Source organism: Luteipulveratus mongoliensis (assembly GCF_001190945.1).
GTDB classification, from domain to species: Bacteria; Actinomycetota; Actinomycetes; order Actinomycetales; family Dermatophilaceae; genus Luteipulveratus; species Luteipulveratus mongoliensis.
Window position 1 is genome coordinate 1472178 of sequence record NZ_CP011112.1, and the last position, 25178, is coordinate 1497355.

The 25178-nt window shown below is 68.2% G+C and carries 27 protein-coding genes and 1 tRNA gene; 19 read left to right on the top strand and 9 right to left on the bottom strand.

Annotated elements, in window-relative coordinates; all coding sequences use genetic code 11:
• The first annotated feature begins 127 nt into the window (after positions 1–127).
• The 6 genes from VV02_RS06885 to VV02_RS06910 all read left to right on the top strand — a co-directional run bounded on the left by VV02_RS06885 (position 128) and on the right by VV02_RS06910 (position 4892).
• Positions 128–1003, top strand: coding sequence for a fumarylacetoacetate hydrolase family protein (locus tag VV02_RS06885; RefSeq protein ID WP_052590649.1), 876 nt, complete (start codon positions 128–130; stop codon positions 1001–1003).
• On the top strand, positions 996–1748 hold the full coding sequence (locus VV02_RS06890) for an SDR family NAD(P)-dependent oxidoreductase (RefSeq protein WP_052590650.1): 753 nt from the start codon (positions 996–998) through the stop codon (positions 1746–1748). Before VV02_RS06885 ends, VV02_RS06890 begins: the two co-directional genes overlap by 8 nt.
• Positions 1749–1757: 9 nt before the next feature.
• Positions 1758–2081: an L-rhamnose mutarotase gene (locus VV02_RS06895; RefSeq protein WP_052590652.1), complete on the top strand. Its 324-nt coding sequence runs from the start codon at positions 1758–1760 to the stop codon at positions 2079–2081.
• Positions 2081–3073 (top strand): aldo/keto reductase, encoded by a 993-nt coding sequence (locus VV02_RS06900; RefSeq protein ID WP_052596652.1) that lies wholly within the window; start codon positions 2081–2083, stop codon positions 3071–3073. Before VV02_RS06895 ends, VV02_RS06900 begins: the two co-directional genes overlap by 1 nt.
• The gene (locus VV02_RS06905) at positions 3070–3918 is read left to right on the top strand and encodes an amidohydrolase family protein (protein ID WP_052590654.1); all 849 of its coding nucleotides are present in this window, start codon (positions 3070–3072) and stop codon (positions 3916–3918) included. The genes VV02_RS06900 and VV02_RS06905 overlap by 4 nt, the downstream gene beginning before the upstream one ends.
• A gap of 62 nt (positions 3919–3980) precedes the next feature.
• Positions 3981–4892 (top strand): sigma-70 family RNA polymerase sigma factor, encoded by a 912-nt coding sequence (locus VV02_RS06910; protein ID WP_052590656.1) that lies wholly within the window; start codon positions 3981–3983, stop codon positions 4890–4892.
• A 322-nt stretch (positions 4893–5214) separates the two neighbouring features.
• Here the strand turns inward: VV02_RS06910 and VV02_RS06915 are convergent, their stop codons facing one another.
• From VV02_RS06915 to VV02_RS06940, 6 genes are all read right to left on the bottom strand, one after another.
• Positions 5215–5874, bottom strand: a complete 660-nt coding sequence (locus VV02_RS06915) for a Pr6Pr family membrane protein (protein ID WP_052590657.1) — start codon at positions 5872–5874, stop codon at positions 5215–5217.
• Entirely contained in the window at positions 5871–7499 is a 1629-nt protein-coding gene (locus VV02_RS06920) for a dipeptide ABC transporter ATP-binding protein (RefSeq protein WP_083449977.1), read from the bottom strand. The genes VV02_RS06915 and VV02_RS06920 overlap by 4 nt, the downstream gene beginning before the upstream one ends.
• Before the next feature lie 5 nt (positions 7500–7504).
• A complete protein-coding gene (locus VV02_RS06925; RefSeq protein WP_052590661.1) occupies positions 7505–9184 on the bottom strand; it encodes an ABC transporter substrate-binding protein in 1680 nt (559 codons plus the stop codon).
• A gap of 32 nt (positions 9185–9216) precedes the next feature.
• Positions 9217–10206 (bottom strand): ABC transporter permease, encoded by a 990-nt coding sequence (locus VV02_RS06930; protein ID WP_052590663.1) that lies wholly within the window; start codon positions 10204–10206, stop codon positions 9217–9219.
• Positions 10207–10209: 3 nt separating this feature from the next.
• Positions 10210–11151, bottom strand: coding sequence for an ABC transporter permease (locus tag VV02_RS06935; protein WP_052590665.1), 942 nt, complete (start codon positions 11149–11151; stop codon positions 10210–10212).
• Positions 11152–11353: 202 nt separating this feature from the next.
• The gene (locus VV02_RS06940; protein WP_218917368.1) at positions 11354–12388 is read right to left on the bottom strand and encodes a LacI family DNA-binding transcriptional regulator; all 1035 of its coding nucleotides are present in this window, start codon (positions 12386–12388) and stop codon (positions 11354–11356) included.
• A 201-nt stretch (positions 12389–12589) separates the two neighbouring features.
• Here VV02_RS06940 and VV02_RS06945 point away from each other — a divergent pair, with 201 nt between their 5' ends.
• The 8 genes from VV02_RS06945 to VV02_RS06980 all read left to right on the top strand — a co-directional run bounded on the left by VV02_RS06945 (position 12590) and on the right by VV02_RS06980 (position 19779).
• Complete coding sequence (locus VV02_RS06945) at positions 12590–13726, top strand: ABC transporter substrate-binding protein (protein WP_052590669.1); 1137 nt, start codon at positions 12590–12592, stop codon at positions 13724–13726.
• A 1-nt stretch (position 13727) separates the two neighbouring features.
• The gene (locus tag VV02_RS06950) at positions 13728–15293 is read left to right on the top strand and encodes a sugar ABC transporter ATP-binding protein (RefSeq protein WP_052590671.1); all 1566 of its coding nucleotides are present in this window, start codon (positions 13728–13730) and stop codon (positions 15291–15293) included.
• Between the two features lie 58 nt (positions 15294–15351).
• Positions 15352–16317 (top strand): ABC transporter permease, encoded by a 966-nt coding sequence (locus VV02_RS06955; RefSeq protein WP_052590673.1) that lies wholly within the window; start codon positions 15352–15354, stop codon positions 16315–16317.
• The gene (locus VV02_RS06960) at positions 16314–17366 is read left to right on the top strand and encodes an ABC transporter permease (protein WP_245633007.1); all 1053 of its coding nucleotides are present in this window, start codon (positions 16314–16316) and stop codon (positions 17364–17366) included. The genes VV02_RS06955 and VV02_RS06960 overlap by 4 nt, the downstream gene beginning before the upstream one ends.
• Positions 17367–17432: 66 nt before the next feature.
• Entirely contained in the window at positions 17433–17867 is a 435-nt protein-coding gene (locus VV02_RS06965) for an RbsD/FucU domain-containing protein (protein WP_052590675.1), read from the top strand.
• A gap of 118 nt (positions 17868–17985) precedes the next feature.
• Positions 17986–18342, top strand: coding sequence for a hypothetical protein (locus VV02_RS06970; protein WP_052590677.1), 357 nt, complete (start codon positions 17986–17988; stop codon positions 18340–18342).
• Positions 18343–18399: 57 nt separating this feature from the next.
• The gene (locus VV02_RS06975; protein WP_052590678.1) at positions 18400–19293 is read left to right on the top strand and encodes an aminoglycoside phosphotransferase family protein; all 894 of its coding nucleotides are present in this window, start codon (positions 18400–18402) and stop codon (positions 19291–19293) included.
• Between the two features lie 162 nt (positions 19294–19455).
• Complete coding sequence (locus tag VV02_RS06980; RefSeq protein WP_052590681.1) at positions 19456–19779, top strand: histone-like nucleoid-structuring protein Lsr2; 324 nt, start codon at positions 19456–19458, stop codon at positions 19777–19779.
• An 89-nt stretch (positions 19780–19868) separates the two neighbouring features.
• Here VV02_RS06980 and VV02_RS06985 read toward each other — a convergent pair.
• Positions 19869–19941 (bottom strand) — tRNA-Lys (locus tag VV02_RS06985).
• A 124-nt stretch (positions 19942–20065) separates the two neighbouring features.
• Here VV02_RS06985 and VV02_RS06990 point away from each other — a divergent pair.
• Positions 20066–20497 carry a TFIIB-type zinc ribbon-containing protein gene (locus VV02_RS06990; protein ID WP_083450483.1) on the top strand — a complete coding sequence of 144 codons (432 nt, stop codon included), beginning with the start codon at positions 20066–20068 and terminating at the stop codon, positions 20495–20497.
• Positions 20498–20687: 190 nt separating this feature from the next.
• Here the strand turns inward: VV02_RS06990 and VV02_RS06995 are convergent, their stop codons facing one another.
• Positions 20688–21836 carry a glycosyltransferase gene (locus tag VV02_RS06995; RefSeq protein WP_218917369.1) on the bottom strand — a complete coding sequence of 383 codons (1149 nt, stop codon included), beginning with the start codon at positions 21834–21836 and terminating at the stop codon, positions 20688–20690.
• A 100-nt stretch (positions 21837–21936) separates the two neighbouring features.
• Here VV02_RS06995 and VV02_RS07000 point away from each other — a divergent pair, with 100 nt between their 5' ends.
• The 4 genes from VV02_RS07000 to VV02_RS07015 all read left to right on the top strand — a co-directional run bounded on the left by VV02_RS07000 (position 21937) and on the right by VV02_RS07015 (position 24910).
• Complete coding sequence (locus tag VV02_RS07000) at positions 21937–22845, top strand: aldo/keto reductase (RefSeq protein WP_052590684.1); 909 nt, start codon at positions 21937–21939, stop codon at positions 22843–22845.
• Between the two features lie 42 nt (positions 22846–22887).
• A complete protein-coding gene (locus VV02_RS07005; protein ID WP_052590685.1) occupies positions 22888–23490 on the top strand; it encodes a GNAT family N-acetyltransferase in 603 nt (200 codons plus the stop codon).
• 50 nt (positions 23491–23540) lie between these two features.
• Positions 23541–24209, top strand: a complete 669-nt coding sequence (locus VV02_RS07010; RefSeq protein ID WP_052590686.1) for a helix-turn-helix domain-containing protein — start codon at positions 23541–23543, stop codon at positions 24207–24209.
• A gap of 125 nt (positions 24210–24334) precedes the next feature.
• Positions 24335–24910, top strand: coding sequence for a dihydrofolate reductase family protein (locus VV02_RS07015; RefSeq protein WP_052590688.1), 576 nt, complete (start codon positions 24335–24337; stop codon positions 24908–24910).
• Positions 24911–24953: 43 nt separating this feature from the next.
• Here VV02_RS07015 and VV02_RS07020 read toward each other — a convergent pair whose 3' ends face one another.
• Complete coding sequence (locus VV02_RS07020) at positions 24954–25175, bottom strand: hypothetical protein (protein ID WP_052590690.1); 222 nt, start codon at positions 25173–25175, stop codon at positions 24954–24956.
• Between the last annotated feature and the right edge of the window lie 3 nt (positions 25176–25178).

Here is a 25178-nt window from a genome sequence, read left to right on the forward strand (position 1 = left end):
GGATGTCTGTGTGTCAATCGATCTCAGGAAGTCCGAGATCTGCTCGACAATCCGCATCTCCCATGGCACGTTTGACTCCTCAGATCCGATGTCTGCGGATCGCGTGTCGCCAAGGAGGCGGTCCCTTGTGAAGCTCGCTCGTCTCGGCCCACCCGGAGCCGAGCAACCCGTGCTGGTGGACGGGGACCGGACGTACGCCCTCGCCGGGATCGTGGATGACATCGACGGCGCGTTCTTCGAGAACGGCGGGATCGAGCAGGTGCGTCGCGCCCTGGCGGACGGTGATCTTCCGCTCCTCGAGCGAGCCGAGTCGCTGCGGATCGGCCCGCCGATCGCCCGGCCCAGCGCCGTGATCTGCATCGGGATGAACTACGCCGCGCACGCCGCCGAGTCGGGAGCACAGCCGCCCGAGGTGCCGATCATCTTCCTCAAGACACCCAACACCGTGGTCGGACCGTACGACGAGGTCACGATCCCGCGCGGCAGCACCCAGACCGACTGGGAGGTCGAGCTCGGCGTGGTGATCGGGCGGCGAGCCTCCTACCTCAGCTCGCCGGAGGCGGCGCTCGAGCACGTCGCCGGGTACGTCGCGGCCAATGACCTGTCCGAGCGGCAGTTCCAGCTGCAGGAGTCCGGTGGCCAGTGGAGCAAGGGCAAGTGCGCGCCCGGTTTCAACCCGCTCGGCCCATGGCTCGCGACCGCGGACGAGGTCGACCACGGCAACCTAGCGCTGCGCAGCTGGGTCAACGGCGAGCCTCGCCAGGACTCCAGCACGGCGGACATGATCTTCGACGTGGGCTTCGTCATTCACCACCTCAGCCAGTACCTCACGCTCGAGCCGGGCGACCTCGTCCTGACCGGGACGCCCCAGGGTGTCGCACTGTCCGGGCGCTTCCCCTACCTGCGTCCCGAGGACGTCGTCGAGGTCGAGATCGACGGACTCGGGCGACAACGACAGGTCATGCGCGCCTTCCAGGACGCGGAGGTACTGGCACATGGCTGAGTACGACGGCGTCCGGGCTCTCGTGACCGGCGGCGCCTCGGGCATCGGCCGCGCCACCGCCCTCGCACTGATGGAGCGGGGCGCGACCGTTGCTGTCCTCGACCTTCAGCCCGACCAGGCCCCACCGGGCTCCGTCGGTGTGCTGTGCGATGTCGCCGATGCCGCCAGCGTTGACTCTGCCGTCGCGACCGCGGTGTCTGAGCTGGGCGGTCTCGATGTCGTGGTCAACAACGCCGGCATCGGGGCCCAGGGCACCGTGGCGGACAACCCCGATGACGAGTGGCTGCGGGTCCTCAACATCAATGTCATTGGTATTGCTCGTGTCTCGCGCGCGGCGCTCCCGTCGCTGCGAGATTCCGAGCACGCCGCGATCGTCAACACCTGCTCGATTGCCGCGACTGCTGGCCTGCCTCAGCGGGCGCTGTACAGCGCGAGCAAGGGCGCCGTGCAGTCACTCACCTTGGCGATGGCTGCCGATCATGTCCGCGAAGGGATCCGGGTTTGCTGCGTCAACCCGGGCACGGTCGACACCCCCTGGGTGGGGCGGCTACTCGACAGCGCAGCGGATCCGGCGGCTGAACGAGCTGCTCTGGAGGCGCGCCAGCCGACCGGGCGCCTGGTGTCAGCGGACGATGTCGCCCGCGCGATTCTCTACCTCGCCAGTCCGTTGAACGCGAGCACGACGGGCACTGCCCTCGCGGTCGACGGTGGGATGCAGGGTCTGCGGCTGCGGCCGCGCACCTGAGGCGACCTGATGGACGTCATTGCGCTCCACACGGTGCTGCGCGCTGGTCGCGAGCAGGACTACGACCGCATCCACGCACAGATCCCGGCCGCCCTCGACGGTGCCCTGCGCGAGGCCGGCGTACGGTCCTGGCGCATCTTTCGCGACGGACGGGACCTGTTCCACCTGGTCGAGTGCGACGACTACGCCGCCATGCGCGCAGCGCTGCGGGATCTCCCGGTCAATGTCGAGTGGCAGGCTCAGATGGCTGAGCTGCTCGACGTGCAGGACGACTACTCCGGCCAGGACCGTGGCATCCCGATGGTGTGGCAGCTGCCGGAGGGCGCGCCGTGATGGATCAGGTCGGTCTGCCTCATCGGACGCGAGTTCGGCTGTCGCGCTTGGGCTTTGGTGCTGCGATGCTCGGCAACCTCTACCGAGCGATGGACGACGAGACAGCTCGGGAGACGGTGGCGGCGGCGTACGACAGTGGTGTGCGTTACTTCGACACCGCACCGCACTACGGCCTCGGTCTCGCAGAGCGGCGGCTGGGAGACGCGCTCTCGGCGTACCCACGCTCAGACTATGTCGTCTCCACCAAGGTGGGACGGCTGCTCGTGCCGCGGGACGTCGCACCCGGCGAGCGTGACGCCGAAGGCTTTGATGTGCCGGCCACGCACGACCGGGTTCGCGACTACAGCCGTGATGGCGTGCGGCGGTCCTTGGACTCGAGTCTCGAGCGAATGGCCTTGGACCACATAGACATCGCACTCGTCCACGACCCCGACGAGCACTGGGAGCAGGCGAGTCGCGAGGCAGTGCCCGCACTGTGCGAGCTGCGCGATGAAGGCGTCATCGGCGCGGTCGGGATCGGGATGAACCAGTCGGCCATGCTGACTCGCTTCGTCGACGAGACCGACGTCGATGTCGTGATGTGTGCTGGACGCTTCACTCTGCTGGAGCAGCCGGCTCTCGCTGATCTGCTACCTGCCGCGCTGGCCCGCGGGGTGGGCGTTGTTGCGGTGGGAGTGTTCAACTCCGGTGTCCTGGCTGCGGATTCGGTGCCGGACGACGCGACGTACGACTACGTCCAGGCCGACCGTGAGGTTCTCGACCGCGCCCGCCGCATCCGAGACATCTGCCACAGCCACGGAGTCGAGCTGCCCCGCGCTGCAGTGCAGTTCGCGTTGTCGCATCCCGCCGTCGTGAGTGCAACCGTCGGTATCGGCACTCCGGAGATGGCCCGTCAGGACGCAGCGCTCCTCGAACCGTTCGACACCACGGCCCTGTGGTCGGACCTGGCTGCGAGCGGTTTGATCGACGCCCGGATCCTGGAGGCCGTATGACGCTCCGAGTCGACGCTCACCACCACCTCTGGGATCCCGCGCGACGGGCCTATCCATGGCTCGACGGCGCCGCCATGACCCCGATCCGCAGGCCGTTCGAGGTGGCCGACCTGGGTGCCATGGCGGACGAGATCGGTGTGACACGAACGGTTCTCGTGCAGACGGTGCCGGACGTCGGTGAGACTAGGCAGTTCCTGCTCGACGCGGACGACAGCGACGGGCTGATCGCGGGCGTGGTCGGTTGGGTCGATCTGACGGCGGACGATGTTGCGGACTCGGTCGAACGGCTGCGCAGCGGTCCGGGCGGTCGCCATCTGGTCGGTCTGCGGCACCAGGCGCAGGATGAGCCGGACCCGACCTGGCTGACGAGACCGGACGTCGTACGCGGCCTCCGCGCCGCCACGGCGCTCGACCTGGCGTACGACATCCTGGTCACTCCGCCCCACTGGGAGGCGGCGCTCACGGCGGCTCGATCACTGCCACAAGCGAGGCTGGTCCTCGACCACGCCGGCAAGCCGCCCATCGCGTCGGGTGACCTCGAGCCGTGGCGTCGATGGATCGCCGAGCTGGCCAGAGAGCCGCAGGTGGCGGTCAAGCTGTCCGGGCTGGTGACCGAGGCTGACTGGCATTCGTGGGTGCCCTCGGACCTGCGACCGGTGGTCGACCATGTGCTGGAGTGCTTCGGCCCGGACCGGGTCATGCTCGGGTCCGACTGGCCGGTCTGCGAGCTGGCTGGTCCCGTTACGGTGTCCTGGCGTACGACCGTCGATCTGCTCCCGGTCGAGGTGCACGATCGGGTGCTCGGCCAGAACGCCGCTGAGTGGTACGCACTCTCGGCCACCTGAGCCGGGCACATCTGCCGCGTGCCGTTCGTCAGGGAGATGACGGCACTTCGGAAGGGTGAGGCATGAACGACAACGACCTGTTGGCGGCGCAGTTCGAGGAGCACCGGCTGCACCTGCGAGCGGTCGCGTACCGCATCCTCGGGACCTACGGCGACGCTGACGATGCGGTGCAGGAGGCCTGGCTGCGGCTCAGTCGCTCGGACGCCACCGCGATCGACAACCTCGGCGGCTGGCTGACGACGGTCGTGTCCCGCATCTGTCTCGACATGCTGCGCTCACGGTCGACGCGCCGCGAGGACCCGCTCGATGAACGTCCGGTCGAGACGGCTGGCGCGGACGACGGTGCGGACCCGGAAACCGAGGCAGTGCAAGCGGATTCACTCGGGGCGGCGCTGCTGGTCGTCCTCGACACCCTTGCCCCTGCCGAGCGTCTGGCGTTCGTGCTGCACGACCTGTTCGGGATGCCGTTCGACGAGATCGCACCCATCGTGGACCGTACGCCGGCTGCCGCGCGTCAGCTCGCGTCGCGGGCTCGGCGTCGGGTGCAGGGAGCATCGACCGAAGCCGACCAGGCGCGCCAGCGGGAGGTGGTCGAGGCGTTCCTCGAGGCATCTCGCAACGGTGAGTTCCAGCGGCTGCTCTCCCTGCTCGACCCCGACGTGGTCCTGCGTGCCGACCAGATCGCCGTCGAGACCGCTGCAGCTGCAGTCGCACAGGGTGGACCGGCGGCCCAGGGTGCACCGCTGCTCGCGCGCTTGGTCCGCGGTCAGAACGCGGTGGCCGAGGCTTTCTCCGGTCGCGCGAAGGCGGCGCAGGTGGCGCTCATCGATGGTTCGTTCGGTGCGGTCTGGGCAGTGGAGGGCGTCGTGCGCTCGGTGTTCATGGTGTCCCTCCGCGACGGACGAGTGGCTTCGCTGGATGTCGTGGTCGACCCCGAGCACATCGCCGACCTCGACATCCAGATCCTCGCCTGACCCACCACCCCGTCATCCCGCTGGTCGAGTAGGCGAGGCGGGTCTCGATACGGCTCGTTCCTCGCCTACTCGACCCAAGTAGCCGAGCCGTATCGAGACCTGGTGACCGTGTGGCCGAGTCTCCATGCGGCTCACCAGGTTTCGACTCGGGCTCGTATGCGCCGTTCGGTCGAACGTGCATTGGCCGTCGAGCGCGCCTCGCGCTCGGCGGGGAACCGTGCGCCGATGGCGATGCGTAGACAGCCTTTGCACGTCGGACCGGACATCGCAACCGCCTCCCAGCAACTCACCGGGTCTCGATACGCCTCCGCTGGCGCTCCGGCTACTCGACCAGCGGGTGGTCGGCTACTCGACCAGCGGGGGCGGGGAGGCGGCGGTCGGCGTACCAGGCGATGGCCGAGACGCCGAGCAGAAGCGCAGTGATGCCGAGGCAGTTGACGGTCACCAAGCCGTATCCCTGGTCGTCGGCGTCGAGGAACGGGTATGGGTACCAGCCCGTGATAGCGCCGCGGATCAGCGTGTAGGCCAGCCAGACGATCGGGTAGATCAACGATGGCAGCAGATCCGACGCCTGCACCCGCCCGCGCGGCCCGAACACCACCCAGCCGATCACCGCGAGCAACGGGACCACCACGTGGAGCAGCTTGTCCGCGACATACGACGAACCCTCCAGGTCGAGCAGCGGCCGCAGGAAGAACCAGTGGATGATCCCGGTGACCGTGATGCCGACGATCCCGCTGAGGCGTACGACGTTCCAGACTCGTCCCGAGCGCTGCGGGTCGCGAGTCAGCGTGGCTGACGCGTAGGCGATGAGCGCGTTGCTGAGCACGGTGAAGTAGCTGACGAACCGCACCAGCCGCTCGGTCATGGACGCCGGCTCGAGCTGGTTGAGGACCGACTCGCCGCGCACGATCAGGACGAGCTGGAAGACCAGCGCGAAGGTGGCCACTGCGGCGACGAGTCCGTGCCATGCGCGCGTCATGTGAGCAGTGTGGCGCGTTCCTCGCGTCGACGGCGTTGTACGACCGGGTCTGGCACCGGCGCGGCGGCGAGCAGCCGTCGGGTGTAGTCCTCGGTCGGATCGGTCAGTACCTCCGAGGTCGGGCCCTTCTCGACGATCTGGCCATGGCGGAGCACGGCCACGTCGTGAGCGACCGCCTGCACCACGGCCAGGTCGTGACTGATGAGCAACGCGGCGAAGCCTTGCTCGTCCTGGAGGGCCACGAGGAGGTCGAGGACGGTCGCCTGCACCGACACGTCGAGGGCGCTGGTGGGCTCGTCGGCGATGAGCAGCCGTGGGCGCAGGGCGAGCGCCCTCGCGATCGCCACGCGCTGGCGCTGGCCACCGGACAGCTGGTGCGGGTAGCGCTCGGCGAGAGCCGGATCCAGGCGTACGGAGGTCAGCAGCTCGGCGACTCGTTCCTCGATCGCCTGCCGCGACCAGGATGCCAACCTCAGCGGTTCGGCGATCGAACGCCCCACTGGATGCTTGGGATTCAGCGATGACGCCGGATCCTGGAACACGATCCCGACATCACGCTGGATCGCGCGCAGCCCTCGTCGAGAAGCGCGCGTGACGGACTCTCCGCCGATCTCCACATCACCCGAGGTCGCCGGCGTCAGGCCGGCGAGCGCCCGCCCGATGGTCGACTTGCCCGAGCCCGACTCGCCGACCAGACCTAGCGTGCGGCCGGCGTACAGCGTGAGGTCGACGCCGTCGACGGCGACGAGGTCCTGGCCGCGTCGCCGCTGCGAGTCGTAGCGAACGGTCAGATCCCGGACGGCCGCCGCCTCCGAGTTCGCCTCTGCCTCAACAGGTCTCGAGGACCCATCGAGGCGCGGCACGGCGGCGAGCAACGAGCGGGTGTACGTCTCCTGCGGGTCTCCCAAGACGTCGTCGACCGAGCCGCTCTCCACGACCGTGCCGTCGCGCAGGACGATCACGTGGTCGGCCAGGTCGGCGATGACGCCCATGTCGTGGGTGATGAGCAGGATCGCCGTGCCACGATCACGCAACGACCGCAGCAGGTCGAGCACACCCGCCTGCACGGTCACGTCGAGCGCGGTCGTCGGTTCATCGGCGATGAGCACAGCGGGGTCCTTGCTCATCCCCATCGCGATCATGGCGCGCTGCAGCTGACCACCGGAGAGCTGGTGCGGGTAGGACGCCGCGATGCGTTCCGGGTCGTCGATACCGGCCTCTGCGAGCAGCTCCTCGACTCGACCAGCCGGCACCGAGTCTCCATGTGCTGCAAGGGCTTCGGCGATCTGGTCGCCGATCGTAAAGACAGGGTTCCAAGCCGCCATCGGCTCCTGGAAGACCGCACCGATCTGGCGGCCGCGGATGCCACGGATGGTCTCCGCGTCGGCCGTCAGCAGCTCCAAGCCGTCGAGCTGGATGGAGCCCTCGACAGACGTGTCCGGTTCGAGCAGACGCAGGATCGACATCGCCATCACGGACTTGCCCGAGCCGGACTCGCCGACCAGGCCCAGCACCTGCCCCGGGCGCAGCGTGAGGTCAACGCCGTGCACGACCTCACGCTGCGTCTGCCGACCGTCCGGGAACGCGATACGCAGTCCCCGGACGGTCAGCACCGGCGTACTCATCAATGTCACTTCGTCAGCGAGACGCGCAGGTAGTTCGGGTAGTTCGGGAAGCCCGAGACGTCGAAGTTGCTGACGCCCGACCCGCGCAGGAACGCGTTGCGGGTGTAGATCAGTGGCACGACCGGGGCGTCCTGCAGGATCAGCTTGTCCGCCTTGGCCCAGATCGCGCCGGCCTTGGCGGGGTCGATCTCGCCCGTGGCCTGCTTGATGAGCGCGTCGACCGCCGGGTTGGAGTAGCGCGACAGGTTGTAGTTGCCGCCACCGATCTGCGAGCTGTCGAACAGCGGCTGGATGTTGCCGTTGGCGCTGGGGAAGTCCGGCTGCCAGCTGCCGACGGTCAGGTCGTAGTCACCCTTGTCGTCGGTCTGGGCGTCCGCGGTGTTCTCCTCCTCGAGCGGCTTGATGGTGACGGTGATGCCCGCCCGCTTGAGGCCCTGCTGGATCGCCTCGGCCTTCGCGACATCGCTGGGCTTGTTGGAGGTGATCAGCTTGAGATTCAGGTTGGTTGCGCCGGCCGACTTCAGCAGGCCCTTCGCCTTGGTCACGTCACCGGTCTCCGGCGCCGGGTAGAGGTCGTACGCCTGCCGTCCCGGAATGCCCGGCGTGATCAGCGTCGTCGCCGGGGCGCCACCCTGTGCTCCGCCGACGGCGAGCTGGAAGGCCTTCTTGTCGACGGCGTACGTGATCGCCTGACGCACCCGCTTGTCGGCCAGCTTGCCGTGCTTGGTGTTGATCGCGAGATAGGCGAGTGCGCCCGGATTCGACAGTGCGAGACGGGATTTCGCGGACGGGTTGCTCGTGATCTGCTTCAGCTGGGCCGGCGGGACAAAGCCCGACCCGAATGCCGTACGCGCCTCGCCCGAGTCCGCGATCAGCGACTGTGCCGCGACGGACTCGTCCTGGCTGAGCTTGTAGACGATCTTGTCTGGTCCGCCGAGGCGGACGCTGTCCGTCTTGGTGCTCCACTGCGGGTTGCGCTTGAGAGTCAGCGACGTGCCCTGCTTGTAGTTCTCGACCTCATACGGACCGGACGCCACCGGCTTGTTGCCGTACGACGCAGGCGTGGTGTCCGCAGCCTTCGGCACCGGCGAGAACGCGCCCATCGACGCGATCCACGGCCAGTCGCCGTAGGGCACGTTGAGGTGGAAGACGATGGTCTTGGCGTTGGGAGTCGCGATCGAGGGGAGCTGCTGGCCCTTGTAGGGCCCCTTGTACGACGCCGCGCCCGTGAGCAGCGCCTTGTGGTAGCCGAGGCCACCGGACAGCTCGGGTGCGAACGAGCGCTCGATGCCGTACTTGATATCGGCGCTGGTGATCGGCTGTCCGTTCGAGAACTTCAGGCCGTCCTTGAGCGTGAACGTCCAGGTCTTGCCGCCGTCGCTGGGCGTGCCCGTCGTGGTTGCGAGGTCCGGGACGACCTTCGGCTGCTGACCCGGCTTGATGTCCCAGGTCGTCAGTCGGCGGTGCACGAGGCCGAGTGACGTGATCGCCAGACTCTGACTCTTGGCCGGCTCGAAGCTCAGCTCGCTGGAGGAGTTGTAGATCGTGAGCGTGCCGCCCTTGGCGGTCGCCTCGGGCTTGGAACCGGCCGACGACGAGTCGTCCGATGACGGGTTGGCGTTGCAGGCGCTGATCGCCAGCGCCGTGCTCAGGGCGACCACCGCGGGGGTGATGGCTCGCTTCATGAGGGTTCCTTTCGACAGGTGCTGGCAGGCGCTCAGCTGGTTTGGCGGACACGAGGGTCGAGCCGCGAATAGGTCAGGTCCACAACGAGATTCGCGAGGACCACGAGGCAGGCGGAGAAGAGTGTGACGCCGAGGATCACGGGGAGGTCGAGGTTGCCGACCGCCTCGATCAGCAAGGAGCCGAGGCCCGGCATGCTGAAGATCTTCTCGGTGATGACGGCACCGCCGAGGAGCGTGCCGAGGTCGAGGCCGAACACCGTGACGATCGGCAGCAGGGCGTTGCGCAGGCCGTGACGAGTGACGACGCGACGCTCGCGCAGACCCTTGGCGCGGGCGGTGCGGATGAACGGGTCACCCATCACCTCGAGCAGCTGGCTGCGGGTCAGGCGGGTGTAGACGGCGGCCGACGCGACGGCGAGCACGATCCACGGCAGGACCAGGTGCCAGGCCCACTGCACCGGACTCTCGGTGAGCGGCACGTAGGTGCCGACCGGCAGCACGTTGGCCTTGAACCCGAGCAGGTAGATCGCGACCAGACCGATGAGGTACGTCGGTGCCGACACTCCCAGCGTCGTCGTCGCCATGACGGAGCGGTCCAGCCACGTGCCTCGCTTGAGCGCGGCAAGCACACCACTCGTCACACCGATGACCGACCAGAGCACTGCGGCGCCCAGCGCGATCGACAGGGTGACCGGGAAGCGGTCGATGATCTGACCGGTGACCGTGTCGTTCAGGCGGAACGAGTAGCCGAAACACGGTGCGCTGCAATGGACTTCGCTCGCGCCGCTGCCGAACGTGCGGCCCACTGCCAGGCCGCGCAAGAAGTCGACCAGCTGCGCGAGGGTCGACTTGTCGTAGCCCAGGAGATGGCGTACCTCCTCCTTGCGCTCGGCCGTGCACGGCTTGCCGCAGGACGCCTGCGACACGTCGGTCGGCAGGAGATGGAACATCAAGAAGGTCAGGAAGGTGACCACGAGCAGGACCACCAGCGCGCCGAGAAGGCGACGGACGACGTACGGCATGGGTCACCTCCTCCTGGTCAGGCGCGGGTCGAGCGCGTCCCGCAGGCCGTCCCCGAGCAGGTTGAACGCGAGGGTGATGGCGAAGAGCGCGGAGGCGGGCGCGAGGAGGTACCAGGGGTCCGAGGCGATCCAGCCGATCGCCGTGCCGATCGTGCGGCCCCATGCGGGTGTCGGTGGTGGGACGCCGACGCCGAGGAAGGACAGCGCGGCCTCGGCCCCGATGCTGCTCGGGATCCGCATCGTCGTGAACACGATGATCGTGCTGCCGAGGTTGGGGAGCAGCTGCTCGCGGAGCACGTGCCACGGGCCGGCGCCCATCGCGCGGGAGGCACTGACGAAGTCGCGCCCCATCAGGGCGAGCGACTGCCCTCGGATGACGCGTGCGACCGGCGGCCAGCCGAACAGCCCGATGACGAGGATGACGAGCAGCCAGCGCGGCACCGAGTCCGGTGCGAGGGCACCGAGCGAGATCATGAAGATCAATGACGGGAAGCCGAAGAGGACGTCGATCACCCGGCTGGCCACGCGGTCGTACCACCCGCCGAAGAGCGCTGCGGTCGCGCCGACGAGCACGCCGAGCGTCACCGCGATGAAGGTCGCCCCGATGCCGACCAGGATCGAGGTCCGCGCGCCGTGGACGACGATCGCGAACAGGTCGCGCCCGGTGAGCGGCTCGACGCCGAACCAGTGCGCACCGCTGACGCCGCCGAACGCACCGCGCGGTGAGCCGTCCTCACCCAACACTTCGTGATGCCAGGTGGTGGGGTCCTGACCGCTGAGGCCGGCGACGAGAGGAGCGGCCAGGGCAGCCAGCACCATCACGACGATCACGATGAGCCCGACCATGGCTGCACGGTCGTGCCGCAGCCGGCCGAGCACGGACGCCGCCTTGGCGCTGGGTGCGTCGATGGCGGCCTGGTCGGGCGGGCCGGGTGAGAACGTCACGGTGGTAGGGCTTCCTGGTCAAGTAGTCACATCAGCACAGATTATGTGCTCGACAAGGAAACGTTATACGGACGGTCAGACAGAGGTCAGCACCGGGTCAGGCTCGGCCGCTGGTCGAGTAGCCCGGAGCGGGTCTCGATACGAGGCTCCGCAAGCTCCGCCTCTACTCGACCCAAGCACCGGAGGGCGTATCGAGACCCGGCTACGACTCCTGGGCGCCGGTTGTGCTCTGGCGGGCCTGGAGCACGAACGGCGGCTCGACGACCTCGAACCCGGCACCGTCCAGGCGGCTGCCGCGCTCGCTGATCAGGCGTACGGCCCCGGCGGCGATCGCCGTCTTGTCCGGTGCGATGGTGCTCAGCGGCGGCAGGCTGTAGCGGCTCTCGTCCGAGCCGTCGAAGCCGATGATCGCGATGTCCTCGGGCACCCGCAGCCCCGACCGGACGGCCTCGTGGAGGGCGCCGACAGCCAGGAGGTCGTTGCAGCAGAACACCGCATCCGGTCGGTCGTCCGCCGGACCGTCGAGCAGCGCGCGCATGGCGAGCATGCCGTCGTGACGGTGAAAGCTCTCGGCGCCGGCGACCCGGTCGTCCGGAGCGGTCAGCCGCGCGGCCTTCAGCTCTTCGCGGTAGCCCTGCAGTCGCAGCGCAGCGGTCGCGCGACGCGGGTTGTCACCGATGAACGCGATGCGGGTGCGCCCCAGGTCGATCAGGTGACGGGTGGCGGCACGGGCTGCGGCGACGTTGTCGATCGCCACCCGGTCGAGCGCGAAGCCGGCGGTCTGCTCGCCCAGGAGTACGACCGGGAATCCGTCCGGCAGGGTGGCCAGGTCGTCTGCGACCAGTGCCTCGGGGCTGACGATCGCGCCGTCGACCATGTGCGGGCCGAGAGTGGCGATGCTCTCCAGCTCGCGCTCGCGCTGGCCTTGGGTCTGCTCGATCAGGACGTTCCAGCCGTTCGTCTGCGCGGCCGTGATGACCAGCCCGGCCAGCTCGCCGAAGTAGGGGATCCCGAGGTCCGGGACGACAAGACCGAGGAATCCCGTACGGCCGCGGCGCAGGTTGCGCGCGCCGATGTTGGGTCGGTATCCGGTCTGCTCGAGCGCAGCCTCGACCTTGCGGCGGTTGTCCTCGCGGACGAACTCGTAACCGTTCACGACGTTCGAGACGGTCTTGACCGAGACCCCCGCCAGCTCTGCGACGTCCTTGAGCGTGGCCACCATCAGCTCCTCCTGCACGACGGGCCCCTGCCGAGGCGTACGCAACGGCCCGAGGCAACACGCAGCGACCCCACGGGCCGCATCTCGCGGCAGCGTAACAATGGTCCGATCTCTTTACAACGTCGTGCCAACGATGTAAAACAGTGGCCGAACCCGACTGTGTGGCTCAGGTCACATCGGTTGCACGGCCGGGGCCCACCCTGTGTCAAAGGAGTGCTCATGCTCGGCAACCCGTCCTCGCCTCGATCCCCGGGCCTGCGCACCGTCGCAGTGTCTGCCGCCGTCGCGCTCGCCTGCACCCTGTCAGCGTGCTCCAAGAGCGAGTCCGACTCCGACGCCACCGGCAGCGCCGGCAGCGGCTCGCCCGCCGCGGCTGCACCGTCCGCCCCGGCCGCGTCGACTGCCACCACTCAGCCGTCCCAGACCGGCACCGGCTGCGCGCTGTCGGCCACCGGCTATCCCAAGGTCGATCTGAAGACTGCGAAGGTCGGCTTCTCCCAGTCCGAGAAGGAGGGCAACCCGTTCCGGATCGCAGAGACCAAGTCCATCCGCGACGAGGCCGCTCGCCTCGGCATCCCCAAGGGCAACCTGCTCACCACCAACGCGCAGAGCGACCTCAACAAGCAGATCAGCGACATCAAGTCGCTGCTGTCGCAGGGCGTCCAGCTGCTGATCGTGGCGCCGCTGAACTCCGACGGCCTGCAGCCGGCGCTCGATGCGGCCAAGGCCAAGAAGGTGCCGGTCGTGACGATCGACCGCCAGGTCACCTCCAAGCCGTGCACCGACTACCTGACCTTCATCGGGTCCAACTTCGTCAGCCAGGGCCAGCGCGCGGCCGACGCCATGATCAAGGAGACCGGTGGCAAGGGCAAGGTCGCGATCCTGCTCGGCGCCTCGGGCAACAACGTCACCACCGACCGGACCAAGGGCTTCAAGGACCAGCTCGCCGCCAAGGGCCCGGGCCTCAAGATCGTCGCTGAGCAGACCGGTGACTTCGAGCGGTCCAAGGGCCAGTCGGTGATGGAGCAGCTGATCCAGTCCCACCCGGACATCACCGCGGTCTACGCGGAGAACGACGAGATGGGTGTCGGCGCTGTGAACGCGCTGCGCTCGGCCGGCAAGACGCCTGGCAAGGACGTCAAGATCGTCTCCGTGGACGGCACCCGCAACGCGGTCCAGCTCTTGGCGGACGGCAAGTACAACGGCGTGATCGAGTCCAACCCGCGCTTCGGACCGCTGGCGTTCAAGACGCTGCAGCAGTTCGAGAGTGGCACGGCGATCCCGCCGAGCATCGTCATCACCGACGACGCGTACGACCCGTCCAACGCCAAGCAGAAGATCAACAACGCCTACTGAGATGGCGAGCACCCACGAGGAGCGGCGGGAGGACGTACCCGTCCTCGAAACCGTAGGCGGCACAAAGCGATTCGTCGGCACGCTGGCGCTCAACGACGTGTCGTTCCAGCTGCGTCCGGGTGAGGTGCACGCCCTCGTCGGCGAGAACGGCGCCGGCAAGTCGACGTTGATCAAGGTGCTGACCGGCGTCTACCAGCTCGACGGCGGTGAGCTGCGGCATCGCGGCGAGCCGGTGTCGTTCGGGCGTCCGGTCGATGCGCAGCGGGCGGGGATCTCGACCATCTACCAAGAGGTCAATCTCATCCCGCTGCGCAGCGTCGCGGCCAACGTGTTCCTCGGTCGTGAGCCGACGCGATACGGCCTGGTCGACCGCAAGCGGATGCATCGTGAGGCAGCCGAGCTGCTCGAGCGGTACGGCATTCACGGCGACGTGGGTCGGCCGCTCGGCACGCTCGGTGTCGGTGCCCAGCAGATGGTGGCGCTCGCCCGTGCGGTGCACGCGGAGGCGCACGTGGTGATCATGGACGAGCCGACGTCCTCGCTGGAGCCCCGCGAGGTCGAGACGCTCTTCGAGGTGATCGAGCGACTGCACGAGGACGGCATCGCGATCCTCTACGTCAGCCACCGGCTCGATGAGCTCTACCGCATCTGCGACCGGGTGACGGTGCTGCGCGACGGGCGGCTGGTCCACACCGGCGACCTCGCGGACCTGAAGCGCATCGACCTGGTCTCCAAGATGCTCGGCCGCGAGGTGAGCGACATCCGGCGGCACGGCTCGACGACCTTCGGCGAGACCGACCACGCAGTCGTCGACGAGGGCCGCGGTGAGCCGCTGCTGCAGGCGCAGCGGCTGGTGAGTGCGCCGAAGGTACGCGATGTGTCGGTCGAGATCCACGCCGGCGAAGTGGTCGGTCTCGCCGGCCTGCTGGGTGCGGGTCGCAGTGAGACGGCGCGGGCGATCCTCGGAGCGTTGCCGTTGAGCTCGGGCACCGTCCTGCTCGGCGGCAAGGCGCTGCCCAGCGGCAATGTCGGTGCGGCGACTCGGGCCGGCATCAGCATGCTCGCCGAGGACCGCAAGCTCGACGGGATCATCCCTCACCTGTCCATCCGCGAGAACATCGTGCTCGCCGCCCTGCCCCGCCTTTCCCGCTTCGGCGTGGTCGACCGCGCACGCCAGGACGAGGTCGTACAGACCTTCATGGAGCGACTCCGGATCAAGGCGTCCAGCCCCGACCAGAAGGTCGTCGAGCTCTCCGGCGGCAACCAGCAGAAGGTGCTGCTCGCGCGCTGGCTCTGCACGCAGCCGAAGGTCCTGCTGCTCGACGAGCCGACGCGCGGTATCGACATCGGCGCCAAGGCCGAGGTGCAGGCACTCATCGACGAGCTCGCGTCCGATGGGCTCGGGGTGCTGCTCGTGTCGTCCGAGCTGGACGAGCTGGTCGACGGCTCGGACCGAGTCATGGTGCTGCGCGACGGCGAGGTGGTGGGCGAGCTCAGCGGCGACGACCTCACCCGTGACCGCATCCTCGACGCGATCGCCGGCGACCACCAGGAGGAGAGCGCATGAGCACCCCACGATGTTTCTCCTCCGCTTTGCTCCTCCGAATACATCGAGGGGACCCCGCATGACCGACCTCACCGTCCGTGGCCGCTCGCTCGACAAGAGCGCCGTCTCCCGATGGCTGCAGGAGTACGGCGTCTACGCGGCCGTCGCCGCCCTGCTGGCCTTCAACATCGCCTTCACCGACAACTTCCTGTCTGCTACCAACTTCCGCACCCAGCTCGTCCAAGCAGCGCCGATCTGCATCGTCGCGCTCGGCATGGCCCTCGTCATCGGCACGGAAGGCGTTGACCTGTCGGTCGGCTCGGTGATGGCGCTGTCGGCCGCGCTCGTCCCGCTCTACCTCGGCTATGGCCTGGTGCCGGCCGTCCTGGCAGCCCTCGTCGCGGGGCTCGCAGTCGGTGCTCTGAACGGCGCGCTCGTCGCGTACATCGGCATCCAACCCATCGTCGCGACCCTCGCCCTCCTGGTCGGCGGGCGCGGGCTCGCTCTCGTCATCGCACACGGGCAGCTCGTCGACGTACACGACGCCAACCTGCTCTCGCTCGGCTCCGGCGAGCTCCTCGGAATCCCAGTCGTCGTCGTGATCGCCGCAGTTCTCGCCGTCCTGGTCTGGCTGCTCGTCGCCCGCACAACCTTCGGTCGACAGCTGGTCGCGATCGGCGACAACCGCACCGCGAGCACCCTCGCGGGCCTGCCCGTACGCCGGGTGCTCGTCGGCGTGTACGCCATCTGCGGGGTCCTCGCGGCCGTCGCCGGCGTGCTCGCCACGGCTCGCCTCGGAGCGGGCGACCCGGCGAACACCGGTCAGCTGATGGAGCTTTCGGCGATCACCGCGGTGGTCGTGGGCGGCACCCCGCTCAGCGGCGGCAAGGTGCGCATTCTCGGCACGATCTTCGGCGCACTGCTGATGCAGCTGCTGCGCGCGACGCTGATCAAGAACGACCTGCCGGACTCCACGGCGCAGATGGTGCAGGCCGTGGTGATCATCGGCGCGGTCTACGTCGCGCGAGAGCGAGCGACACGATGAGCGCGCCCACGCCGACGGATGCGGACACCGACATGACTTCACCGGACGCGCCGGACACGATCGAGGAGCAGCCGGCGAGCTCACCTCAGGTCCGGCAGCAGCTGTTCGCGAGTCTGCTGCAGCGACAGGGAGCGGCGGCCGCACTGCTCCTCGTTGTGGTGATCTCGTGGATCACGCTGCCGGACTTCGGCTCGACCGACAACCTGCGCGACATCGCGCTGCAGAGCTCGTTCCTCGCGATCATCGCGCTCGGCATGACGTTCGTGATCATCACCGGCGGCATCGATCTGTCGGTCGGCTCGGTCTACGCACTGGGAGGCGTGCTGGCGGCGTACGGCGCGCAGTCCGGTTTCCTGATGGGCCTGCTGCTCCCGCTCGTCGTGTGCGGGGCGATCGGCCTGGTCAACGGGCTGCTGGTGGCGCGCCTCGGGCTGCCGCCGTTCATCGTGACGCTCGCGTCGCTGCTGTTCGCGCGCGGGCTGCTGCTCGCGATCACCAACGAGGGCGCGACGACCCGCAAGATCACCGACTCCACGTTCCTCGCGCTCGGACGCAACTCGTTCCTGGGGCTCGGTCTGCCGGTGTGGTTCGCGATCGGGCTGTGCCTGGTCGGTGGGCTCGTCCTGCGGCGGACGCGTTTCGGCGAATCGCTTTTCGCGACAGGCGGATCCGAGGGCTCCGCCCTGTTGATGGGCCTTCCAGTCATGCGGGTCAAGATCACGGTGTACGCCCTCAGCGGCGCGCTCTCCGGCCTCGCCGGGGCGCTCACTGCGGCCTACCTGCAGTCAGGCGTCACGGTCATCGGTGTCGGCGTCGAGCTGGACGCGATCGCGGCTGTCGTCATCGGCGGCACGCTGCTCAGCGGCGGTGCCGGCACGGTGCTCGGTACGGCTGTCGGTGTGCTGCTGCGCAACGTGATTCAGAACGTGATCAACCAGATCGGCGGTCTCGACAGCAACTACCAGTCGGTCATCAGCGGTGCGTTCCTGCTGGTGGTGGTCATCGTGCAGCGGCTGCTGTCGCAGGCTCGACCGGGACGCCCTCGATGAGGGGACGCCGACGATGAGCCGAGCGATCACCCGAGGCGGGCGTACCCCGCGACAAGGAGCCGCCCTGTGCTGCGCTACTCGCTGATCCATCCGCAGATCCTTGGCGCGCTCGCCGCGGCCGGTCACGGGAGCACGGTGCTCGTCGCGGACGCCAACTACGCGCACAGCACCGGTACCAACCCGGCCGCGCCCGTCGTACAGCTCAACCTCGCGCCCGGCCTGGTCAGCGTGCAGCAGGTGCTCGGTGCACTGATCGGAGCGGCGCCGTTCGAGCGCGCGCGGCTGATGGCGCCGGACGACGGGAGCGCGTCACCGTGCGCCCACACGTACGCTGGCATCCTGGGTCCACAGGTGCCGGTCGAGGTTGTCCCGCGGGAGCAGTTCAAGACCGCCTGTCGCAGCGTCGATCTTGCGCTCACCATCGCCACCGGCGACGACCGCTACTACGCGAACGTGCTGCTCACGATCGGTGCCATGCCGCCCGGCGGGGAGTCGTCATGATCGGTGGACGCGGTGACATCGTGCTCGAGCCAGTAGCCAAAGGGCCGAACGTGCGTTGGGTTGTAGGAGCACATACCCGAACGGATCGTTAATCGTAGGGCGGACAGGAAAGTAGGGCATGAAACCACTTTCGACCGAACGGCTGCCTAAAGATTTCTGGTACCCGACCGGTTATATTCGGGTGCTAGAGTCCGGCTTGGTTGATTTGGAGCCCTGGAAGATTCTTGATGCCGAGCAGGTGGAATTCCATCGAGAGGGGCTGGCGCTGCGGTACCCAGCGCGACGCTTGCTTCCATTTGCAAACCGCCAAGACATGGATGATATTGCGTGTTGGGATCTGGAGCGTGGAAACCAGCCCGTTGTCATCATTCATGACTATGCGTCTCCCGGGTGGGAGAGCCGTGGAGAGTTCGCTGACTTCTATTCCTGGCTCCGAGAAGCAGTTGAAGACTTCATCATCTTCGATCAGGTGTAGGCATCGACCAGCATCATGGCTGCGGCTCGACGCGAGCAATGGCGCGGACGAAGCTCCATGGTGATGCCGCTGACAGAGCTGACCTTCACACCTGCTACGACTGGCCCCGTTTTGGACGCCGTCTGTGGCCAACTGCTACTCGACCCTTCGAACGCCGTGCTCTTGCGGCATCACACGAACGCCGTCTACCGGCTTGTGAGCGCTCCGATCGTCGTCAAGATCTCTCGCCCGGGCGCGAGAGATGTTGAGTCGACAGTCAACCTCGTCCGTTGGTTGGCCGCGCACGATGTGCCGTCCGTATCCCTTGTTGATGAGATCGAGCAGCCAATCACGGTCGCCGGTTGCGAGATCACGTTGTGGAAATACCTGCCGCAGATACATGAGATCTCAGCAGGGGATATCGCCACCCCGCTCGCCGCATTGCACCGTACGCCGCCGCCTCCAGATCTGCCGCGGTTGGACCCGATGCCCGACGTCGAGCGATCTTTGGCCGCGTCGCGATTCCTGAGCGACGACGAGAAGACGATCCTTCAACAGAGGTCTGACGAGCTAACAACAGCATGGGTGAACCTCAAATTCGACAGCGGTGGTGTGTTGTTGCATACCGACCCACAGCACCGCAATACGTTGTGGGAAGAGTCCGGCAAGCGTGCGGTCTTATGTGACTGGGAGAGTGCGACCATTGGGCCGGCAGAGTGGGACCTGGTCACCATCGAGATTCACTGTCGCCGCTTCGGACACGAGACCAGTCAGATGGATGAGTTCTGCCGCTGGTACGGCCGCGACGTTCGGGACTGGCCCGGCTATGTTGTCGTCCGCGATATCCGTGAGCTGAAGATGATCGCCTCGAACGCGCGGAAGTCTGCTCCGGGCACACCGCATGCGGACGAGGTCCGTCGTCGTATCGCGCTCCTCGATGACGGCCCCGAGCGTCGCTGGTACATCCTTTAAGACACAGGTCTTCGTATCCGGGTGGCCGAGCGCGCTGGCGTTTTGATATCTGTCTGCCGCCCTACGCTTAACAGCGCGCTGGAATCATGTGGCCATTCGTCTGCGCACGCGACGTGTCGTTAAGGTGACAACCCTGGGGTCCGCGTTAAAGGAGAGAATCGCATGGCACAGAAGGTTCAAGTTCTGCTCGTCGACGACGTCGACGGCTCGGAGGCAACAGAGACAGTGACCTTTGGCCTGGATGGTGTGAGCTACGAGATCGACCTGTCCTCAAGCAACGCGGCCAGTCTTCGTGACGGGTTTGCTAAGTGGGTTGACCCGGCACGTCGCACTGGTGGTCGTCGCGCCACGGGCAAGGCCGCCGCGGCCGGTGCCCGACAGGATCTCAATAAGATGCGCGAGTGGGGCCGGGCCAACGGCTACACGGTGAGCGATCGTGGCCGCGTCTCGGGTGAGCTGCAGGAGGCGTACGACAAGGCGAATTAGGCGTACCGCGCAGACCAAGAGAGCCATCCCTCAAGACCGGGATGGCTCTCTTGCGGCGTTCGGGCTGCGGATAGGCCGGACACGATGAGTGGGCCCCGTGGGGCTCGAACCCACAACCTACGGATTAAAAGTCCGCAGCTCTACCAATTGAGCTAGAGGCCCCGGCGCCGCAGACGGATCCTGGCGCGCGCAGGCAAGCGTAGTCGCGTCCGCCGGGGACCGACCGCCCGGCCCGCGGGAGCGTACGCGTGCGGAACCCGTGTCGTACGCCGACCGTTGGCCGACCATGAGCCAGTCCCTGACCTGTCCCAAGTGCCAGAGCGACATGCGCAGCTACGAGCGCAACCGTGTCCTGGTCGACCAGTGCACCGGGTGCGGCGGCATCTTCCTCGACAAGGGCGAGCTGGAGGCGTTGGCTGCAGCCGAGAACGCCTGGCACCAGCAGGCTCAGCCCGAGCCGCAGCAAGCACCGGGTGTCGCCCACCAGCAGCAGGCGCCGGCGCCCCCGGCTCCACCCCAGTACGCCGCGCCCGCTCCGCAGCAGCCGGCGTACCCGCCGTCCGGTTACGCCCAGCCGCAGCAGCCGGCCCCGGCATACGCCACCTCCAAGCAGCGCTACGCGCAGGGCTACCCGGGCGGTCAGCGCTACGCCGGCTCGAAGGCGCGCTACGGCCAGCACGGCAAGCGCAAGTCGTTCCTCTCGGAGCTGTTCGACTGACCGACCCCAGCGCGTCGCAACCGTGAGGCGTGTCGCGCTAGGGAGGGATGGGTCCGTCGCTAGGGAGGGATGGGTCCGTGGAGAAGTACAACGAGGTTGCGCATATGTACAACCTCGTTGTGCTTCTCCAGACACCCCCTGGCCAGCAGCGCGCGACACGCCCGAGCCGGGCACCGCGGAGCGACGGCACCTAGGCCGGGCGGCGTGCGCGTACGACGTCGGCGAGCTCGCGATGGATCGTCAGCATCGCGAGTTCGCAACGTTCCCAAGCGAATTGGCCGGCTCGCGCCCGTGCCGCGGCACGTGTCGCGCGCGCCGGACGGGCCGCCAGACGCAGCACCGCGTCAGCCAACGACTCGGGATCAGGCCGACCCCACGCGCCCGACGACTCGTCGATCAGCTCACGCCCGCCGCCGACATCGGCCGTCACCACCGGCGTACCGCACGCGAGGGCCTCGAGCACCGCCAGCCCGAACGTCTCGGCCGGGCAGACCGACAGGCTGATGTCGGCCGCGGCCAGGAGGGTGGCCAGCCTGGACCGCTCACCGATGTGCCCGTGGAACGTCACTGGCGCGTCGGCCGCGAGCTCCTCGAGCTCGTCGCGATGGGGACCGCCGCCGAGCACGTCGAGGTGCACGGGTACGCCGCGCTCATGGAGGGCGACTGCGGTCGCCACGGCCAGATGCGGACTCTTCTCCCGCGAGAGCCGGCCAGCGTGCACCAGCCGCAACGGACCGTCGTACGCCGGTCGCACCACGGGACAGAACGTCGCCAGGTCCACCCCGAGCGGCACCCGCAGGAGCTGCGCGGTGCGCGGGCCTGGCACCCGCTCGAACTCAGCAGCCGCGTAGTCCGAGGTGACCACGATGGTGTCGAACTGGCGGAGCAGGATGCGGTTGAGCAGCGAGATCGGGGCGGCGACGGTCGTCTCCAAGCCCGTGCGCAGCTGGAGCATCGCGCCCATCCGCTCGTGCGAGAAGAGCACGGTCGGCACGCCCGCCCGGCGTGCCCAGCGCGCGACCGGCAGCAGCGTCGATTTGTCGGAGATCTCCAGCGACGTCGGCGCGAACTCCTCCAGCACGTCAGTCACGCGCCACGGCTGCACGATCATCCGGTAGTCGCCCCGCACCCGAGGGGCCCTGATCTGTACGACGGTGCCGGCCGCCGTACGGGCGCGCGCGTCCTCCGGGCCGGGGATGACGAGCAGGCGTTCGACGCCGTCGCGGTGGTAGGCGGCGCCGAGCCGGTCGACGACGACCTTCATGCCGCCGGACACCGGCCCGATGAAGTTGGCGAGCTGCGCGACGCGCACGAGTGGTCGGTCCGGACCGGAGATCACGCGCTCACCCTGGCGCTTCCGGGTGAACAGCGGGTGCCCCTGGCGTCGCGGGTCCCTGAAGACGTGGGGTCCTGACGTTGCGGCTCCTACAGTTGGCCGCATGGCTGAACAGCTCGTCCTCGGCACCATGTACTTCGGCGGACGCACCGACGCCGCGACCTCCCACGCGCTCATCGACCGGTTCGTCGAAGCCGGTGGCCGAATGCTCGATACGGCCAACTGCTACGCCTTCTGGGCCGGGGGCAGCGGCCTCAGTGAGGCTGCGCTCGGCGAGTGGTTGCGTGCCAAGCCGGGCGCCGACGTCGAGCTCGCCTCCAAGGTCGGCGTGAACCCGGCCGGTGACGGCATCGAGGGCTTGGGCGTCGCGGTCGTACGCCGTGAGCTCGCCGCCTCCCTCGAACGCCTGGGCCGGGAGCGGCTCGACGTCTACTGGGCGCACGGTGAGGACCGTTCGACGCCCGACGAGGAGGTTGTGGCGACGTTCGGATCGCTCGTGCAGGAGGGGCTGGTCGGTCGGATCGGCCTGTCCAACCACCCGACCTGGCGGGTCGAGCGGTTCCGGCAGTTGGCGTCCCAGCAGGGGCTGCCGGCGTTCGACCTGCTGCAGCTGACCACGTCGTACGTCGAGCCGCGGCCGGGTGCGGCGGTCGAGGGCAAGGACCATCCGTACGGCTTCGCCAACCTCGAGACGGCGGACTATCTGGCGACGCACCCAGATGTGCAGCTCTGGGCGTACTCACCGCTGATCCAGGGCGCGTTCGACCGCGAAGACCGCCCGCTGCCCTCGGCGTACGACCACCCGGGCACGACGGCACGGCTGGCCGCGCTGGGCGCGGTCGCGTCGGAGGTCGGGGCGAAGCCAGGGCAGGTGGTCCTGGCATGGCTGCTGGCGCGCGGCGTACGCCCGATCATCGGCGCGAGCTCGGTGGCTCAGCTCGATGAAGCGATCGAGGCGGCGTCCCTGACGCTCACGGGCGACCAGCGGCGACGGCTCGACGAGCCTGCTTGATTCCGGACGCGGACCATCCGCAACCCGGCCTACGTTGAGGTCATGGTGACGACCAAGGCGACGGTGGGCGAGCTGACCGTACGACCGCTCAGCGCGGACACGTGGGACGCCTTTGCGGATCTCGCGGAGCGGCACAACGGGGTGTGGGGCGGCTGCTGGTGCACGTTCTTCCACACCTTCGAGGCGGAGAAGACGCACACCGTTGAGGGCAACCGCGCCCTCAAGGAGCAGCTGGTCCGCGAGGGCCGTTCGCATGCGGCGCTCGTCTTCGACGGCGAGGTCGCGGTGGGCTGGTGCGAGTACGGTCCGCCCGCCGAGCTGCCGAACATCAACCACCGCAAGCAGTACGAGAAGGGCGTCGACCAGCCGCCCGACTACCGGGTGACATGCTTCTTCGTCGACAAGCACTACCGACGGAACGGCGTCTCGCGGACGGCGCTGACCGGCGCGCTGGACCTGATCGCCGAGGCGGGTGGGGGAGTCGTCGAGGCGTACCCGCAGGACACGGGCGGCAAGAAGATCACCGCGTCGTTTCTCTACAGCGTGACCCGCAGCATGTTCGAGCAGGCGGGCTTCACCTACTCGCGGCCCAAGGGCAAGAACCACTGCGTCATGACCAAGATCGTGACTCCGCTGGTCGAGTAGGCGAGCCCCAAGGGCGAGCCGTATCGAGACCTCCGGCCTACGCTGACGTCGTGGTGGTGCGCTACGAGGCACGCGGCTCCGATCACACGCTCGTCGACAGCGTGATGGTCGGTGAGATCGACGCGTCCGTCCTCGTGCAACGTCCGGCCGAACCCCGTTGGCACCTGGTCGTTCTCGACGGTCCGGGCCCGGCGCGCGTCGTGCTCGCCGGACCGAAGTCGACGTCCGACTCGTTCGTCGTCCCGGGCGACGTACGCGGCACCTGGGTCCAGCTGCGACTAGGCACCTATCTGGCCGGTGCCCGGATGAGTGACCTCGTCGATGCTGAGCTGACCCTCGCCGAAGCCGGCCGACGGACTTTCGACCTGCGCGGGTCGTCAGTCGAGATCCACGAAGACGACGACGCGGAGGCGATGGTCGAAAAGCTAGTGCTGGATGGGGTTCTCGCGTTCGACCCCCTGGTAGGCCGCGTACTGGCGGGGACGACGACGAGCGTGCCGGAGCGTACGGCACGGCACCGGTTGCGTACGGCCACCGGCCAGTCGCGTGAGCAGATCCGCCAGATCGAGCGGGCCAAGCACGCAGCCTCGCTGATCACCACCGGGATGCCGCTCGCGGTCGTCGCCGCCGAGGCGGGCTACACCGACCAGCCGCACCTGACGCGCTCGGTGAAGCGCTGGCTCGGCCGCACCCCCGGACAGCTGCGCGCGGACGCCTGAGGATGACCGCCTGAGCGCAGCCGCGTGAGGGTTGCCGTCTCGTACAAGACCGCGCGCCACCGCCCCTCATAACGTTCTTCTCAGGCAGCCGCACCACACGAGCGGCACGGACAAGGGAGCACAACATGAGCACGGTCAGCGCAGGTTTCTCGGTGTCACTCGACGGGTTCGTTGCCGACGAGAAGGACGACATCAGCGCGCTCTACGGATGGATGGTCGGTGCGGTCCAGCAGGACACCGAGCTCGACGACATGGAGTACACCGACCAGGGCAAGGACGCCAACGAGGCGCGGTCGGCGGCGTTCGGCGCCATCGTGAGCGGCCGTCGTACGTTCGACCTGGCCAAGGGCTGGGGCGGCCAGCACCCGCTCGGGGTGCCGGTCGTCATCCTGACCCATGAGGTGCCGACCGAGTGGGCCAATGACGGCAAGCCGTTCACGTTCGTCACCGGCGGCGTGGCGGAGGCCGTCGCGAAGGCCAAGGAGATCGCGGGTGACGACACCGTCGCCGTCTGTGGGCCCGATGTCATGCGGCAGTGCTTGGAGGAGGGCCTGCTCGACGAGATCGGCGTGGATCTGGTGCCGACCCTGCTCGGCAAGGGCGTCCCGTTCTTCGCCGGCGAGGGGCCGGTGCAGCTCGAGAAGGTGTCGGCCGACGACGCCGACGGCGTCACCCACCTGCGCTACCGCGTGGTGCGCTGACGCTTGACCTACGTCACGCAACCGCGGCTGGTGCCTCGCAGGCTCACCGGCCGCGGTTGCGGGGGCTCTTGAAGAGCCGCTCGTTGCCCCGCTTGTAGTTGCCGGTGACGCGGGCCATCAGCTCCTGAGCGTCACCGGACTCGACATCCTCGAGGAAGTCCGCGGCCCGCCGACCCCGCAACGTCGTCGCGCGACGACCGTGGTGGAAGATCACGACCTCGTCGCCCTGTACGACGTACTCGAAGCCCTCCGGCCGACCGGCCATGGC